This window comes from Pseudomonas sp. UBA6315, assembly GCF_002438125.1.
GTDB lineage: Bacteria > Pseudomonadota > Gammaproteobacteria > Pseudomonadales > Pseudomonadaceae > Aquipseudomonas > Aquipseudomonas faucium.
The window spans coordinates 16858-33645 of record NZ_DJTF01000161.1; the positions used below are offsets into that span (position 1 = coordinate 16858).

Sequence of the window (16788 nt, forward strand, 5' to 3'; positions counted from 1 at the left end):
CTCTGACTGAATGGCTAGAAGTCACTATAGTTTCAATTAGCCATGACGCTAGCCGTCGTCCACCGACTGATAGGTGCCTGTAGCCCATGCCCGAACAATTTCGTGCGCTGATCGTCATTCTGTTCGTCGCCAGCGTGGTGTTCTTCCTGGCCCGCAGGCCCGCCAACGACCTGATTCCCGACCGCGACTACAAGCGACGGCGCAACCTGTGGCTGCTGATCACCCTGCTGGCGTTCTTCTCGTTCAGCTTCTGGGTGTACACCGCGGCGGCGGTGATCACCCTGCTGGTGGCCAGGCGCCGCGAACACAACGCCATGGCGCTGTTCTTCATGCTGGTGTTCGCCATTCCACCGGCCTCGGTGGATATCCCGGGGTTCGGGGTGATCAACTATCTGATCGAGCTCAACCACATCCGCATCCTCACCGTCTGCGTGCTGCTGCCCACGGCCCTGGCCCTGGGCCGGCAGGCCGACACGGTGCGCTTCGGCCGCACCTTGCCGGACAAGCTGCTGGCCGCAAGCCTGGTGCTGATGACCTTGCTGTACCTGCGCGAAACCACCATCACCGACACCTTGCGACAGGCGGTGTCGCTGTATATCGATGTGTTCCTGCCCTACTACGTCGCCAGCCGTGGGCTGAAGACCGTGCAGGACTTCAAGGACGCCCTGCTCGCCTTCGTCATCGCCGCCTTTCTCCTGGCGATCATCGCGGTGGCCGAGTTCGCCCGCCACTGGCTGCTGTACAACGGCCTGATCAGCGCCATGGGCGTGCAGTGGAGCATGTCCAGCTACCTCAGCCGTGGCGGCTCGCTGCGCGCCAGCGCCACCACCGGCCAGGCGATTGCCCTGGCCTATGTGATCAGCGTGGCCATCGGCATGTACCTGTTCGTGCAGAGCTACGTGCAAAACCGCCTGCAACGCTACATGGGCGCCCTGCTGCTGGCTGCAGGGCTGGTGGTGCCGCTGTCGCGCGGGCCGTGGATTGGCGCCGGGGTGATCATCGGGGTGTTCATCGCCACCGGCAAAGGCGCGGTCAAGCGCCTGACCCTGCTGGCCTGCGCCGGGCTGCTGGCGTTGCCGATGCTGACCCTGCTGCCCGGTGGCGAGAAGGTGCTCGACCTGCTGCCGTTCGTCGGCAACCTGGAAAAAGAGAACATCACCTACCGCCAGCGCCTGCTCGACAATTCCTGGATCACCATCCAGCGCAACCCGTTGTTCGGCTCCTTCGATTTTCGCAACACCCCGGAAATGCAGTCGATGATCCAGGGCGAGGGCATCATCGACATCGTCAACAGCTACATCAGCATGGCGCTGCGCTTCGGCCTGGTCGGGCTGGCGCTGTTCGTGGCGTTCTTTGCCAGCGTGCTGCTGGCGATCTACAAGGCGCTGCGGGCATTCCCCGACAAGGAAGACGAGCACCGACGATTGGGCCGCTCATTGCTGGCAACCCTGCTGGGGATCCTGGTGATCATCTTCACCGTCAGCAGCATCACCGTGATCCCGGTGGTGTACTGGTCGGTAGGCGGTTTGGGCGTGGCCTACGTGCAGATGGTGCGCAGGCTCAGAAGCAGCGAAACCAGCGCGCTGGAAACCTCCCAGCCGACGAACCAGGTACTTTCATGACAAGGATTGGTCTGCGCCCTGGGCTCAGGGCATCGTGGCTCGTCGCGCTGCTGGCAGTGCCAGCCTTGGCCTGGTCTTCTTCGCAGTGGACCGTCAGCGTCGACGAACAGAACGGCCTGCCCAGCGTGAGCCGCGGTGGCGGCCCGGCGATGCAGGCGCGCTTCGATTTCTGGGGCGGCGACTGGAGCTGGACCGGCTTCGGTACCGCGTTCAAGGTCAACGCGCCCTACCGCTACACGCTCAACGGCAAGAACCCGCAGCTGGATTTCGAGCTGGCGGCAGAAATCACCCAGCCACAGCCGCAGACCCTGAGCTGGGCCTTCGACCTCGATGCCCACAGCCTCAAGCGCGGCGTGATGGGCGGCGGCATGGTGTTTCGCTTCGACCCTGCGCTGTTCAGCCAGCAGATGGGCGAGCCGCAGCTGTTGCCGGGCAATCGCGGCTGGTCATGGGGCAGTGCGACGCGGCGCATCGAACTGCGCTTCGAGCCGGCGCTGGCCAAGGTGTATTTCGAGCGCGGCGATACCTCCGAAATCCGCGCGTTCTTTTATACCGACCCGATCGAACCCGGCCGCCAGCAGATCAAGGCAACCCTGAACCTCACCGGCGATATCGAGCTCGCCCCCACCCCGACCGAGCGCTTCGGCCTGGCCGACCCCACGCGCTGGCCAGACGACCAGCTCGGCTGGCGCACCTCGCCGGTCGACCTGTCGTTCCTCAACGCCGCAGAAAAACCCGCCGGCAAGCGCGGCTTCGTCAAGGCCGTCGGCGAGCAGCTGCAGTTCGCCGACAACACCCCGGCGCGCTTCTGGGGTACCAACCTGTCGGCCTATGCGCTGTTCAACACGCCGGACGATGAGATCAAGCAACAGGCCAAGCGCCTGTCTGCGCTGGGCTTCAACCTGGTGCGGCTGCATCACCATGACTCGCCCTGGGTCAGCCCGAACGTCTTCGGCGAGGTCAAAACCCTGCGCGACACCCAGCAGTTGAGCCCCGCCTCGCTGAAGAAGCTCGACTGGTGGATCAAGTGCCTGAAGGATGAAGGCATCTATGTATGGCTCGACCTGCACGTGGAGCGCATCGTCACCGTCAATGACAACATCTATGCCTTCGACGAACTGGCCAAGGGCGAGCAGTACGCCGGCATCAAGGGCTACGCCTACGTCAACGTGACCCTGCAACAGGCCATGAAGCGCTTCGCCGAGCAGTACCTGGGCCACGTCAACAGCTTCACTGGCCTTGCCTACAAGGACGACCCAGCCGTGGCGGCCGTGCTGATCACCAACGAAAACGACGTGACCCAGCACTTTGGCAACGCCCTGCTGCCGGACAAGGGCGTGCCCAAGCACAACCGCCTGTTCATGGACCAGGCCAAGGCCTTCGCCGCACGCGCCAACCTGCCCGCCGACAAGACCTGGCGCGCCTGGGAGCCGGGGCCTGGCAAGCTGTTTCTCAACGAGCTGGAGCACCGCTTCAATGTCGACATGATCGACCACCTGCGCACCCTGGGGGTGAAGGTGCCGATCGTCACCACCAGCACCTGGGGCGGCAACGGCCTGGCCGCGCTGCCGGCGCTCACCGCCGGCAATGTGATCGATGCCCACGCCTACGGCGGCATTGGCCAGCTGCAGAAGAACCCGCTGACCAGCGACGGCATGATCAACTGGCTCGGCGCCGCCCAGGTGCTGGGCCTGCCGATGACCGTCACCGAGTGGAACGCCGAACCCTTCCCCCTGCCCGACCGCCATTCGCTGCCGCTGTACGTGGCCGGCACCGCCAGCCACCAGGGCTGGGACGCGATCATGCAGTACGCCTACAGCCAGCAGGCGTTTCTCGAAGGCTGGCGCCGGGCCGACAACTGGAACGCCTACAACGACCCGGCGATGATCGCCACCCTCCCCGCCGCCGCCTTGCTCTATCGCCGCGAAGACGTGCGCCAGGCCAACACCCGCTACGTGTTCGCACCCAGCGCCGAAACCCTGTTCAACCGGGCCATCACCCCGGCCAATTCGGTGCTGCTGCGCACCGCCATGGAAAAAGGCCGGCTGCAGATCGCCCTGCCGCAGACGCCTGAACTGCCCTGGCTGCAGCCAGGCGCCGTGCCCAACGATGCGCAGGTGTTGAAAGACCCGGACCAGTCGCTGCTCGATGCCAACGCCAGCGAGTCGACCAGCGACACCGGCGAGCTCAGGCGCAACTGGCAGCAAGGCCTGTACACCATCGACACGCCGCTGACCCAGGCCGCCACCGGCTGGCTGGGCGGCCAGGCGCTGCGCCTGGGCGACATCGCGGTCGAACTCAAGACCGCCTACGCCAGCGTGGTGGTGCAAAGCCTGGACGCCAAGCCGCTGAAGCAGTCGCGCAGTCTTTTGATTTCGCTCGGCAGCCGCGCCGTGCCACGGCCCGACGACATGACGCCGTTCCATGTCGAGCCGCTCGAAGGCAGCTTGACCATCCAGGCCCCCCAGGGCCTGAAGCTGTACGCGCGCAAGGCCGATGGCAGCGAGCAGGCCATGGCCTCGACCTACCAGGATGGGCGCTACCGAATCACCTTCGACGGCCAGCAGATGGCCAACTGGCTGTTCCTGAAATAGCCATCTAGAGTCAGTTCAGACCTGTATTCCAGGCATTCGACGCTGCGTCTGTTCCAGGAGGATTGGATGAAGTACTTGGTTGTCGGCGGTGCAGGTTATATCGGTTCGCACATGGTCAAGCACCTGTTGCGCGATGGCCATGAGGTGGTGGTTGCAGACACCGTGGCCACGGCGCCCGACATCGAGTGGGTCGAGCTGGACATCGCCGACGCACGCGCCCTCGACCGGCTGTTCGGCGACTACCACTTCGATGCGGTGTTCCACTTCGCCTCCTTCATCCAGGTGGGCGAGTCGGTCAGCGACCCTGGCAAGTACTACCAGAACAACGTGGCGGCCACGCTGACCCTGCTGGAGGCGATGGTACGGGCCGACATCAGGCACCTGATCTTCTCCTCCAGCGCCGCCGTGTACGGCGATCCGCACTATGTCCCCATCGACGAACAGCACCCCAAGGCGCCGATCAATCCCTATGGGCGCAGCAAATGGATGGTCGAGCAGATTCTTCAGGACTTCGACCGCGCCTATGGCTTGAAGTCGGTGAGCTTGCGCTACTTCAACGCAGCAGGCGCCGACCCCGAGGGTGCGCTGGGTGAGTGCCATGAGCCGGAAACCCACCTGATCCCGCTGATCCTGCAGGCGGCCTCCGGGCGGCGCGAGGCCATTACCGTGTTCGGCCGTGACTACGACACGCCGGATGGCACCTGCATCCGCGACTACGTGCACGTCGCCGACCTGGCGTCGGCCCATGCGCTGGCGGTGGCGTACCTGCTCAAGGGCGGCGAAAGCGCGTCATTCAACCTGGGCAACGGGCTGGGCTTTTCGGTGCAGGAAGTGATCGAAGCTGCCGGCAAGGTCACCCAGCGGCCGATCAACGTGGTTGCTGCGCCACGCCGCGAAGGTGACCCTGCCCGCCTGGTAGCCGATGCCGAGCAGGCCAGGGCCGTGCTCGGCTGGCAGCCTCGGTTTTCGTCCCTGGAGCAGATCGTGCGCCATGCCTGGGCGTGGGAGATGCAATATCCCTGGCACTGAAAACGCCGAGAGCAGGCCTGTGCGGCCTGCTCCCCGGGTACCCTTCAAGGCTCAGTAGTACGTGCGCGGCTGCTCATCGGCCTTGTTCAACACCGCCCCCACCAGGTTCGCGTTGGCCAGGTGGTACAGGCAGTCCTCGATGTCCTTCTTGCTGTTCATCCCGTTGGCCACCACCAGCAGCACGCAATCGAACTTGGGCAGCACGGTGATCGCATCGTCCGAGCTGAGCAGCGGCGGCAGGTCGAAGATGCAGATGCGCGAATCGTAGCGGTCGCGCAGTTCGCCGATCAGGTTGTCGACCTTGGGCGAGGACAGCATCTCGGTAGACATCGGGATCGGTTCGCGGGTCGGCAGCACCACGAAGCGCGGCAGCGTCGGGTTGACCAGCGCCTCTTCCAGCCACGCCTTGCCACTGAGCACCTCGTTGAGCGCCTTGTCCATCGGCAGGCCCAGGCTGCTGCCCACCCGTGGCCGGCGCAGGTCGAAGTCCACCAGCAAGGCGGTCTTGGTGGTGTGGTGGGCGATGCTCATGGCCAGGTTCACCGCCAGCACGGTCTTGCCGGCCTCCGGGGTCGGCGAGGTGATCGCCAGGGTGCGCCAGCCGTTCTCGTCCATCGCCTTGAGCACTTGCGTGCGCAACAGGTCGATGGCGCCGCTCATGTTCGAGTTCTTGTTGTACGAGATGATGCGGTTACGTTCCAGGTGTTCCGCGCGCAGCGGTACCACCTTGGTCTGCACGTAGTCGAAATCGCCCAGGGGTTCGGGCTTTTCCGCCAACAGCGGGGCCTTTGGGGTTTCCACGGGGGTGGGTGAGATCTGGTGCAGGTTCTTTCCAATAGCCGGCGTAATTCTGTCCATCGCTGCATTCCCTATTCAAACCGAGCCATAGCTTTAAACAGCAGGACGTCCAACGGCATGTAGAACACATGGACGACTACCATCAGCATAGCCAGCAACACCACGCCGGCGACGATCAGCAGCATCAGCCATTTTCGCCGCCGGGCCTTGTCGGCCTGGGTCGCGATATAGGGCACCGCCACCAGCACGCGCTTGCCCAGCACGCTTTCCAGCGCACCCACGCCACGCACACGCTGGTTGAGCATCTCCAGCAACATCACCAGCCCACCGCCCACGGCCGGTGCCAGCACCAGGCCCAGGGCGACGATTTTCTTGCGGTTGGGTTTGACCGGTTTTTCCGGCATCAGCGGCGGCTCGAGCAGCACGAAGCGCTCGGCTTTGTTTTCCTGCTCCAGGCTTTCGGTGATCTTCGCGCCCATTTCCTTGTTGCGGATTTCTTCGTACTTCTTGCGGGCGTTGTCGTGGTCGCGCATCAGCGTGATCAGACCGCGCTCCACTTGCGGGGCTTCGAGGATATCCGCCTCGTAGCCTTCCATCTTGCTGGTGAGCTGGCGCTTCTGCTCGGCCAGCGAGGCGATGCGCGATTGCGCCGCCGCCATCTTGGTGCGCACCCGGGCGGCGTCCAGGTTCATCGTCGCGGCAGCCGCCGCGCCCTTTTCACCGGAGGCCTGGAGCACATCGATCTTGCGCTTGATCGCCTGCACGTCCGGGTGCGCCGGGGTGTAGCGGGTCAGCAGGCGGGCATACTCGGCCTTCAGGCTTGCCAGGTCTTGCGGTTGGTCGGCGGCCGTCGAGCGGCCATTGGCTGCCTGGGTGGGCACCCCGGCATTGGCAGCCGACAGCTCCAGCTCCAGGTAGCGCAACTCTTCCTGGGCCGACTTGTAGTCACGGTCGACCTCGCGGAATTCCAGCTCCGAGCGCGACAGCATGCTCATGCGCAGTTGCTGGTTTTCCGGCAAGGCATTGGCATGGGCCTGCTTGAAGTCGGCCAGCTGGTTTTCCAGGTCGGCCAGTTCGGCGCCCAGCTTGTTGGCTTCCTGGGAGAGAAATTCGGTGGTTTCGGTGGCGCGTTCGGTGCGCTGCTTGATGTTTTCGTTGAGGAACAGGTTCACCAGTTCGTCCGCCACTTCCTTGGCGACTTCCGGGCGCTTGTCCTCGTACGACACGGTGAACGCCACGGTCGCCTCGCCTCGCCCCTTGATGAAGGTGCTGAGCGTGGCCACCACGATGTCGTTGCGCATCTGCTCGATCTTGTCGGTTTCGCTGAACTGCCGGCCCTTGTCGGCGAACAGGCCGTACTTGTCGATGATGCGCAGCAGGTTTTCCCGGGTCATCACGCGCTGGCGAATGACCTCGATGCGCTCATCGGCAAAGGTGGTGTTGCCGGCCGAGACCAGGTCGGGCGATATCTGCTGCGATTCGACCAGGATGGTGCCGGTGGCCTGGTAGATGGGTGGCACACTGAGGGCGACGCCCACGGTCGCTGCCAGTACGACGACGATGCTCACCCCCAGCAGCAAGGCGCGGTCCTTGATGATGGCGATGTAATCTTTGATCGACAGCTCGTACTCGGTCTTCATGTGTGGCCACCCGTGCGAAGAGTCAGATGTCGGGATATCGGTACGTCAACGTCATGCCCACGATCGTCGCTTCAGCATCTGGCAAGCCAGTTTGCTGACGCTCCTTGTACATCAACGAAAAACGCATGTCCCAGGCCCGCGAGAACTCGTGGCTGGCCCAGGCGCTGTAGGTCTGCAAGGTATTTGGCGTCTGCCCCTTGGCGTCCTGCCAGGACGCTTCCAGGCCCACCCGGTTTCTTTCGCTGACCAGGTAGCTCCAGGCGCCGCGCACCATGTCCAGCTCGGCGAAACCGCCCTCGGCGCTGGCCACGGTGCTGCGCTCGGCGCTGAAGCTGGCCTCGGCGCGCGAGCCGCGGTAGAACAGCGACATGCCGCCTTCGCCGCGGCGCCCGCCACCGGAGCCGCTGGTTTCGTTGACGCCCACATGCATGGCGCCTTCCAGGCGTTCGGAGAACTGGTGCTTGATGCCGATGCTCGGCACGTAGCTGTTGGTGGCGATGGCGGTGGTGGTGTCCTGGGGCTCGTAGCGCCGCGCCTCGAACCCGGTGATCAGGTCGGTGCGCTCGCTCCAGGCGTAGGTCCAGGTCAGGTAGTTGGAGTACTCGTCGTAGCCGGTCAGCGTGGTGATGTCGTACCGCGCATGGTTGTAGCGAAGCTCGTTGGCCAGGGTGCTGCGCTCGGTCACCGCGCTGCTCCAGTTGGCGGTCAGCGAGGACATCTTCTGCGTGCCGTCGGTGGTGACCACGCCGGTGTCGAGCACCGTGCCAGACAGCGTCGAGCTCTCGGTGTACTGCGCCAGGAGGCCGAAACCGCCGGTCTCGGTCTCGCGCTGCCAGCCCAGGCTCAGGTTGGGGTCTTCACGGTCGTCGACCACCGAACGGTCGGACGAGCGCAACAGGTTCATGCCCAGGCCCAGACGCAGTTGGTCGCGGTCGAACTGACCGATCAGGTTGTAGTCGGGTGCAATGATGGTACGCGTCACACCTTTCTCCTTGGACGTCAGGAGCAATGGGTTACTGTCGTACTCGACAGTCGTGGGTACCACAACTGAAGACTGCCAATTGGCGGCACTAACCACCCCCGCGAACGGCATCATCATGATTGCCGCCGCCATACGCTTTGGTCGAAAAATAGGCACTAGTAATTCTTAATTATTAGAAGATTCAAGGTACGACCAGCGTATCGCCAGCCTGAAGTTGGAAGTTGGTGGACATGTCACGCCCAGAAACCAGATCCTTGTAGCGCACCGGCAATACCTTTTGTGCAGGGCCACTGCCGCGGATCACCTTGATGGCGCTTTCGTCGGCGAATTTGTCCATTCCACCCGACATGCTCAAGGCTTGCAGCACGGCGGTTGGGCCTGCCATTGGCACCGGGCCTGGTTTGATCACTTTGCCCTGGACGTACACCAGGTTGCCGGCGGTGCCGGTGACCACGACGCTGACGTTCGGGTCGGCAAGAAAAGGCTTGAGGCCGGCGGTGACCTTCTTGGCCACTGCGGTCACATCCAGGCCCGCCACATCGATGCGGCCGGCCAGGGGGAAGGTAATGCTGCCATCGGGGAGTACGACGGTTTCCTGGCGCAGGGTGTCTTCCTGCCACACGGAGATCAACACTTTGTCGCCGGGGCTCAACAGGTAGGTGGACGTGCTGTCATCGGCAACGCTGGCGCCGGCCCAGGCGCACAGTACGCAGAACAGGGAAATCAGCAAACGCGCCATGAGGGATCCCTCCGGCCAATCGGCCCAGGTTAAGAGCACTGAATGAGAACAACAGCAAGCCTCTCGCTCCACACGCAGCTGCAAACCCGCTGCGCCGGCCTCGCAATCCTGCAGGCCCTTTACCGCGATGCCGCCTTGCCTGCCCCTGCCACCACTGCCCAAGGGTCTGGCCAGTGGAATATAGCAATGGCTGGAAAATTGACAAGCAACCGTCAGCGATAAAGCGCAAATGTCCGTTTTTGTGCGTCAAGTTGCTGGCGTCGCGATAAAGAAAGGTAAACTTCAAACAACTAACACGGGCAACGCTTCAAATCTTCTTTCTATTGGCTACCGCCACGAAGCCAATGACTGCAAACGCAAAAAGCCAACCCGCCGTTGCCAAAGGAACAATATTGGTCTGGTTCATATAAGAATCAGCCGCTCGTGCCGCACCGCTCAATAACACCAACAGGAAAATCGATTTGATGAACAGAGTCGAGCGCATGTTCCCCTCCTGAAAAGAGGACAGTTATTGTTGGTTTGAATAGAGTTTTTACTGCTGGTGATTGGAGCTTATGGGCACAATGACATTACGTCAATGATCCGACACCATAATAAAAATCAATCGACCGACCCGGTACTCGTCAATTTACCGCCATGCAGAAAATGCACCCCCAACTGCCCGCGCGGAGCAATTAATAAGTTATTGAAATTGCGCGATATTGTGACGCTCATTGGCCGCGTTTCAACGCCGGGCGAACGCCACCGACTCGCTTTTCTGGCGGCGCTCGAGTGTTTCAACGGCGAGAACAGGTGCGAATCATTCTGCTTAGCAACCGTTTTATGACGGAAAAAGATCAAGCGTGCGTTCCACTTCATCGATATCCAAGATAAAACCCTCGCCCTCGGGCACGCCGACCACAAAACCGAAGTGCTGGTAATCGCGATCAGTCAGGTACTTGTAATAACTGACGAATCGGTTTGGCGGTTGCAGCGCCAGGAAGTTGCAGCCGGCTTGCAGCACATTGATGCCATGTACCAGCTGGCTGCCCTCCACCCCGACCACCGTTCTGGCGCCCGCGCAGGCGGCCACGATCGAAGGCACATCCAGCTGCATCGGGTTGATCACCCGAAAGCCGCGCTGCGTGCGCAGGTGCTCGGCGATTTCCAGCTCATTGCGCAACAGCCGCAGGTCGCCATCGCTGCCGCGCAGGATGAACACGCCCGGGTGCGGCGTGGTATCCACATGCGCCAGCAGTTTGTCGCCCATGGCCTTGTAGCGCTGGTGCCGGCTGCGGTTGTTGCTGACATCGTCGAACAGCACCAGCTCGTGGAAGAAGGCACTGCGCAGGCGCACCGGCTGCATGCCCAGCCACTGCTCATAGGCCGGCCCCTGGGCGAACAGCGGGTAGCGCGCCGAGGGTGCGGTGGTCACCGGCACGCCCTCGTTGCAGGCCAGGGCGTAGGTGGGGCAGTCCTCCATCAGCCAGGTGCCGAACCAGGTGTTACCGTTTTGCGTGCAATAGGCCGCGCCCCGTTCGATCTCATGCTCCACGGCAATGCGCGGGAAGGTACTGGGCTTGAGCGACAGCCAGTGGCTGGCATTGCCCTTGTACAGCGCGCCATCGACCAGCCACACGTCCTTGAGCAGGTAGGCGCGGGTTGGCCCCTGCTCGGCGCGGATGCCGCCCTCCATGGTGCGCCCCGGGTGCACGTAGGGGAAAAAGCGCTTGGCCTCCCAGCCGGTCACCCGCTCCAGCTGGTTGGGCAGGTAGAAGGCCGGCGGCGACAGCGTGGTTTCGCCGGGGGCGATATCCCAGGTTCTGACCGCCAGGCTTTTGAGCTCGATATCCGCTTTGCGCGCCAGCCGTTTTCGCGCCATGTGCCGGTAAGCCGCCAACGTCCAGGCATGGCCGCTGGCAACCGGGTAATCACTGAGTTTCGAGATATCGCTTTGCATGAGGCGGCCTCCACGGTAACGGGGCAAGGGGCTGACGCGAGGGGTCTGTTACCGGCCAGACGGGGTGCTCAACTGGACGGCACCCGCTCCATCTGGGGCGGTGAATGGAAGGTGGCGTAACGCGCGCGCAAGGTTTCCAGGAACGACTCCCCTGCACTCTTGGCGCCATAGAGGTAGATCTTGTGCAGCCCGCCAAAGACCATTTCGTGATAACGGCTGGCCACTTCTTCATCGCTGGCGCCTTCGGGCAGGCCCAGGTGCAGCGTCAACTTGTTGCCCTCCATGGCGAACAGCGGCGTGTCCCAGAGAAACTGCGCGGTGCCCTTTCTGGGCAGGCGCACGAACATGTAGGCGTGATTGCCCAGCGAATCGACATCGCCGCCACGCCGGCGCTTCCACTTGAGCAGCCCATCGTCGGGGCGGGCCAGGCACAGGCCGATGTCGTAGTAGTCGTAACCGTGCTCCAGCGCCCATTCCAGGGCCATGAAGGTGGTGATCGAGTTGACCTCGCGCAGGCGCTTGGCGTCGGAGAACACCGCCTCGCAGTAGCCGAAGCGCAGGGTGCTCCAGTAGCGCTTGCCGCCGCGGGTGATTTCGCAGCCCAGGTGGCAGGCCACCACTTCGTCGTTGAGGGTGATCAGGTCGAGCCGGCCCACGCCCTTGGCCAGGCGGAACACTTCCTCGGTGGCGAACTGCGCGGCATGGATGCCCTGGCGCGCCGTGGCGTATGGGCGTAGCAAATCGCGGTCGGCCATGGCGATTTCGTTGTCGTCGAAGGTCTGGCGCATCTGGTACAGCGGCCGGTTCTTGCGGATGCTGCGGCGCAGTTCGCTGTCGTAGCGGCCGGTGATGTCATCGAGCGAGCGCCCCAGCGGTACCACTGCGCTCAGGTAATGGGGCACCGACAATGCGCCGGCAGTGGGCACCTCGCTGACCACTACCACGTGGTTCTGCGCGGCGGGGGTAGCCGAGCCTTGCACATCGCCGGCATCGCGCGGCGCCTTGCCGCCGATCAGCAGCTTGGCCATTTCGCGCTGCTGCTTCCTGCCGATGTAGAGGATTTCGTAGGGGCTGGCCTGCTGCAGCCTGAACCTGGCGATCTCCCACCGCCAGAAACAGGCCCGACCGAGGATGTCCCGTAACATGCTTGAAACGGTCCTGATCTCGTAACGCAGGGAGGGCGAGATGAGTTTGCGGGCTACTGCCACCAGGTGCGCTTTCATTCTTTTTTGACGTCCCTTTGTATATTTCAACTGGCGTTATCGCAAAAGACGATGAAGTTTCATTAACACAGCCGCATAACTTACTGATAAATCAATAACATTTATCCGTTATCACCCTAACATTCAGTAACAATTTAAGATGCAAGCTCGCGCCTTGGCAAGCGGCATTTTGCTAGCACTTGGCCTTATTTTATGACGTCAAATTTGCCCCTGCTGCATAGCACCATCATTTATAACGGCAATCGCTAATTATCTACTTCCGGGGGTTGTGCAGGTGCGGGCCTGCTGGCTGCTCTTTCAACAGGAGCGCCACCATGAACTTGCCCGCAAGTGAAAACCCCCATCAACAATTGATTGAAGCGCAACTGCCTGCCTGGGCACGGCATACGGCGCCGCAACACTGGCAGGCACTGCGCGAAAGCCTGCTGCCTGCCCAAGGCCTGGTCGATAGCGAGGCCGCCTGGTTCGCCAATGCGGCGCCCGACCTGCGCGCCGCTGTACTGGCCAGCCAAGCTCGGCTAGATGATTCGCAACAGGCGCTGGCGCGCTCGCTCAAGGGGCTTGAGAACATTGCGCCGTTCGCCGAAACGCGGCTCGCGCAGCGGCTGCAGGCCGAGCACCAACTGGCGGTCCCGCTGCGCAGCACCGAGCTGGTGGAAATCCATCACCTGTTCACCTTTGGCACCTATGTCACCCGCCACACGCAGACCAGTCTGCTGGAAGCGGCCCTGCACAACTTCGAAGCCACGGCCACGTTCAGCATCGACAGTGCATTGACGCTGGCCGGCGACGCCCGCTTCGAACAGGTGCGTATCGTGGGCCGCACCACCTTGGGCGACAGCGAGACGTGGGTGGATATCGAACTGGAATCGGAAACGCCAAGCCTCAAGCCCTTGGCGCTCTCCCCTGACGATTTCGCCCGCAGCTGCCGTGACCTGGATATCGGCAAGCAGTACCAGGAGCACCTGCAGGCCTGCTTCGGCCGCCCGGCCGTGCGCCGCGACAGCCTGGCGCTGCAGCGCGACCGCCTGCGCCTGGCCGCCGACCTGGCCTTGTTGCGCCATGACATTGACGGCCTCGCCCGCGATGTCATCGAGGCGCTGCTGGGCGACGCCGCCGTGCGCTGCTGGCAACCCTCGCTGTTCGCGATTGCCCTGCATGAAGCACTGATCATCGACGCCGGCGCCAGGGGCCTGCTGTTGTACCTGCCCGGCGACGAGCACGTCCTGCTGCAGTGCGAAGGGCTTGCGGGCGTACATCGGCACCTGCTCACTCAACTGCGGCAACCTGCGTATCGACGCGCCTTTTTGCGCTACGTGTCGGCGGCGCAGCAGCACCGCTTTGTCGATCGCCTGCAACAAAACCTCGAAGCCACTGCCGACCTGCACCTGACGACTGAGCTGATCGCCGCCCCCGTATTTGCCTTTCTTCACGATGATCACGTGGCCCGCCTGCAAGCAGAAGCAGCCGACCTTGCAGTACCCACGGCAGCCGTCGACGCCAAGGCCCGGCAGCGGCGTATCGCCCAGTGGCAGAGCCTGGGCATGGACGCACTGATGCTGGCGGGCTTCTTCGTCCCCGGTGTCGGCACCCTGATGACAGACGTGATGGCCTGCCAGCTGCTCGGCGACGTGTACGAGGGTTACCAGGCCTGGCACGTCGGCGACCGCCACCTGGCCTTGCAGCACTTAGAGGCCGTGGGCCTGAACCTGGCCTTGATCGGCGCCCTGCATGGGGCTGACAAAGTGGTGCCGAAGCTGCTCGGCAGCCCGCTGCTGGAAAGCCTCGCGCCGGTGCAGATGCCCGATGGCAGCCGCCGGCTGTGGCGCCCGGCCCTGGCAGGCTATGCCAGTGATGCAGCACTTGCACAATCCAGCACGCCCAACACGCTCGGCCAGTTTGCCCATGACGGCAGGCAGTTCATCGCGCTGGAGGGCGCCATGTACGAAGTGAGCCAGGACGCCGCCGAACCTGGCTGGCGAATCAGCCACCCCAGCGACCCCGAAGCCTATCGCCCGCGCCTGGAACATAACGGTGAAGGCGCCTGGCGCACCGAGCACGAAGTGCCCCAGGCCTGGTCCGATGCCCAGTGCGTGCGGCGCCTGGGTTTGCCGACCGACGCCCTGGATGACGCCCGGCTGCAACTGGCCATGGCCATCAGTGGCGTCGACCGCGCAGGCCTGCAGGCCGTACACCTGGCGGGCGAGGCCACTCCGGTGCTGCTCTCCGACACCGTAGAGCGCCTGGCCCTGGCCAGCCGCAACGCCGGCGTGGCAACCGATGCCGAACGTCAACTCACAGAGGCCTACACCGGCCTCGACACCGCGCTGGCCAGGCGCCTGCTGGCGCGCCTGTCCGCCGACGAGATGGCCGACTGGACGGCGCAGGGCCACTTGCCTGCCTGGCTACGCCTGGAAAGCGAACAAGTCAGCCGCGACCTGCCCTTGGTGCGTGCACTGCAGGGGCTGCATGAGCCGCGCCTGGCCAACCCCGACAGCGAGCGCCTGCTGCTGGCCTGCATCGAGCGCGTTGCAAGCTGGCCCGCCGAGCTGCATGTGCAGATCCGCGCCGCCAGCCCGAGCGGCGACGTGTTGGCGAGCCTGGGCGACGAAAACGCCGCCCAGCGGCTGCTGTTGCTCAGGTCCGACTCAGGCTACGAACGCCATGTCGGCGAACGCCCGGCCAGCGGGCCGCTCTACCCCGAGCCGTATCAGCCGCTGTACGCGGGCGCGCCACAGAGCCTGCAGCTGGCCTGGGGCAGCGCCGATGCGTTGCGCCTGCGCACCCAGCAACTGGCCCTCGCCGAACGCGCCCACTGGCCGCAACGCCTGTGGGGCCTGGCGGCCAAGCGCCCGGCCCGTCGTGGCGGCCTGCGCGGCGGCGGCCCGCTTTCTCCGTTGCCACCCCTATCGCCATTGGCCAGCGGCTCCGTGGAGGGGCGCCTGCGCAGGCTCTACCCGGCCATCAGCCCAGCGCAGATCCAGCAGTTGCAAGCCGACTGGCGCCGCGCGCTGGTGGTTGCCGAACACGAGTTGCAAGTGCGCGAGGCCGCGCTGCAGCAACTGCGCGACACCCTGGCCCGCTGGGCCGCGAGCACGGCGCGGCGCCAACGCGCCAGCGTGCGCATCCTCGACGCCTGGCGGCGCAATGCCGTGCGCTGGCTGGGCGTCGACGAACGTATCCACTGGCTCAACCTGGCCAACCTGGAGCTGGAAAACCACGACCTGGCCGCCCTCGCCCTGCCCGACGGCTTCAATCACATCATGGAGCTGGACCTCAGCGGCAACAGCCTGCTCAGCGAAGTACCCGGGCAATGGCTGCAACGCATGGCGCAGGTGCGCCGGCTGATGCTCAAGCGGTGCCGTTTCGATCGCCTGCCGCAGCTGGCGCAACCGGCCACGCTCGAATGGCTCGACATCGAGCACAACCGCATCACCTGGGACAACCAGGCCCAGGCCACCCTGGAGCAGTGGACCGCGCTGCGTGTGCTCGACCTTTCCGACAACCCGCTGCTCAATGCGCCAGACATGTCACACACGCCCAGCGTCACCTCGCTGTTCATGGTCAACTGCAGCCTCACGCGCTTGCCCCAGGGGCTCGAGCGCCTGCGATCAGCGCTGTTCATCGACCTGTCCGACAACCAGTTCCAGCGCCTGCCCAGCGGTTTCATCCTGCCCCCCGCCACTGCCGATGCCGTGAGCCTGGAAAGCGCCGCCCTGGGCTTGCCGATCCGCGAGCAGATCGAAGACTACTACCAGCAGCACGGCGTCGACCTGCTGGTGGCCGTGACCGATTACCAGGAGCTGCTGGCCGATGCCAGCGCCCGGCGCCTGCAGCTCTGGGCACGGGTGCCGCTGCAGTACCGGCGCGACCTGCGCCTGCTGATCGAAGACATCGGCGATCACGACACCGGCCTGCAAGCGCTGTGGCGCTGCCTGGAGCGCATGGACACCGACCCGCGCTTTCGTGAGCGCGCACTGGCCGCGCCGGCCACCTCGCTGCTGGAGCTGTAGCGCCGCTCAGGCGCCGGCCTGGCGGCCCTGCTCGCGGCGCGCCGCCAGCCAGCGCGCCAGGTCGGCCGCCGGCATCGGCCGCGCCAGCAGGTAACCCTGGCCCTGGTCGCAGCCGGCATTGCGCAGGAAGTCGTACTGCGCCTGGGTCTCGATGCCTTCGGCGGTGATGCGAAAGCCCAGCGCATGGCCCAGGTCGATGATCGCCCGGG

The 16788-nt window shown here is 64.1% G+C and carries 12 protein-coding genes; 4 read left to right on the forward strand and 8 right to left on the reverse strand.

Annotation, left to right across the window (positions count from 1 at the left end; translation table 11 throughout):
• The first annotated feature begins 86 nt into the window (after positions 1 to 86).
• The 3 genes from B3E94_RS18585 to galE all read left to right on the forward strand — a co-directional run bounded on the left by B3E94_RS18585 (position 87) and on the right by galE (position 5245).
• Positions 87 to 1622 carry an O-antigen ligase family protein gene (locus B3E94_RS18585; protein ID WP_176510857.1) on the forward strand — a complete coding sequence of 512 codons (1536 nt, stop codon included), beginning with the start codon at positions 87 to 89 and terminating at the stop codon, positions 1620 to 1622.
• A complete protein-coding gene (locus B3E94_RS18590; protein WP_286914623.1) occupies positions 1619 to 4216 on the forward strand; it encodes a cellulase family glycosylhydrolase in 2598 nt (865 codons plus the stop codon). The genes B3E94_RS18585 and B3E94_RS18590 overlap by 4 nt, the downstream gene beginning before the upstream one ends.
• Before the next feature lie 66 nt (positions 4217 to 4282).
• A complete protein-coding gene (gene galE / locus B3E94_RS18595) occupies positions 4283 to 5245 on the forward strand; it encodes a UDP-glucose 4-epimerase GalE (protein WP_286914625.1) in 963 nt (320 codons plus the stop codon).
• Between the two features lie 51 nt (positions 5246 to 5296).
• Here the strand turns inward: galE and B3E94_RS18600 are convergent, their stop codons facing one another.
• The 7 genes from B3E94_RS18600 to B3E94_RS18630 all read right to left on the reverse strand — a co-directional run bounded on the left by B3E94_RS18600 (position 5297) and on the right by B3E94_RS18630 (position 12566).
• A complete protein-coding gene (locus B3E94_RS18600) occupies positions 5297 to 6103 on the reverse strand; it encodes a CpsD/CapB family tyrosine-protein kinase (protein ID WP_176516189.1) in 807 nt (268 codons plus the stop codon).
• An 11-nt stretch (positions 6104 to 6114) separates the two neighbouring features.
• Positions 6115 to 7683 (reverse strand): GumC family protein, encoded by a 1569-nt coding sequence (locus B3E94_RS18605; protein WP_286914626.1) that lies wholly within the window; start codon positions 7681 to 7683, stop codon positions 6115 to 6117.
• A 22-nt stretch (positions 7684 to 7705) separates the two neighbouring features.
• Positions 7706 to 8776 carry a hypothetical protein gene (locus B3E94_RS18610; RefSeq protein WP_236236334.1) on the reverse strand — a complete coding sequence of 357 codons (1071 nt, stop codon included), beginning with the start codon at positions 8774 to 8776 and terminating at the stop codon, positions 7706 to 7708.
• A gap of 70 nt (positions 8777 to 8846) precedes the next feature.
• Entirely contained in the window at positions 8847 to 9404 is a 558-nt protein-coding gene (locus B3E94_RS18615) for a polysaccharide biosynthesis/export family protein (RefSeq protein WP_176516185.1), read from the reverse strand.
• Between the two features lie 307 nt (positions 9405 to 9711).
• Positions 9712 to 9888, reverse strand: a complete 177-nt coding sequence (gene eppA / locus B3E94_RS18620) for an EPS-associated small membrane protein EppA (RefSeq protein WP_176516182.1) — start codon at positions 9886 to 9888, stop codon at positions 9712 to 9714.
• Positions 9889 to 10224: 336 nt separating this feature from the next.
• Positions 10225 to 11343: a glycosyltransferase 61 family protein gene (locus B3E94_RS18625; protein WP_286914627.1), complete on the reverse strand. Its 1119-nt coding sequence runs from the start codon at positions 11341 to 11343 to the stop codon at positions 10225 to 10227.
• A 68-nt stretch (positions 11344 to 11411) separates the two neighbouring features.
• A complete protein-coding gene (locus B3E94_RS18630) occupies positions 11412 to 12566 on the reverse strand; it encodes a hypothetical protein (protein WP_286914628.1) in 1155 nt (384 codons plus the stop codon).
• Positions 12567 to 12880: 314 nt separating this feature from the next.
• Between B3E94_RS18630 and B3E94_RS18635 the strand changes: the two genes are divergently transcribed.
• Entirely contained in the window at positions 12881 to 16579 is a 3699-nt protein-coding gene (locus B3E94_RS18635) for a dermonecrotic toxin domain-containing protein (protein ID WP_286914629.1), read from the forward strand.
• Between the two features lie 6 nt (positions 16580 to 16585).
• Here B3E94_RS18635 and B3E94_RS18640 read toward each other — a convergent pair.
• Positions 16586 to 16788: EAL domain-containing protein (locus tag B3E94_RS18640; RefSeq protein ID WP_286914630.1), on the reverse strand; the 203-nt coding region annotated here is incomplete at its 5' end.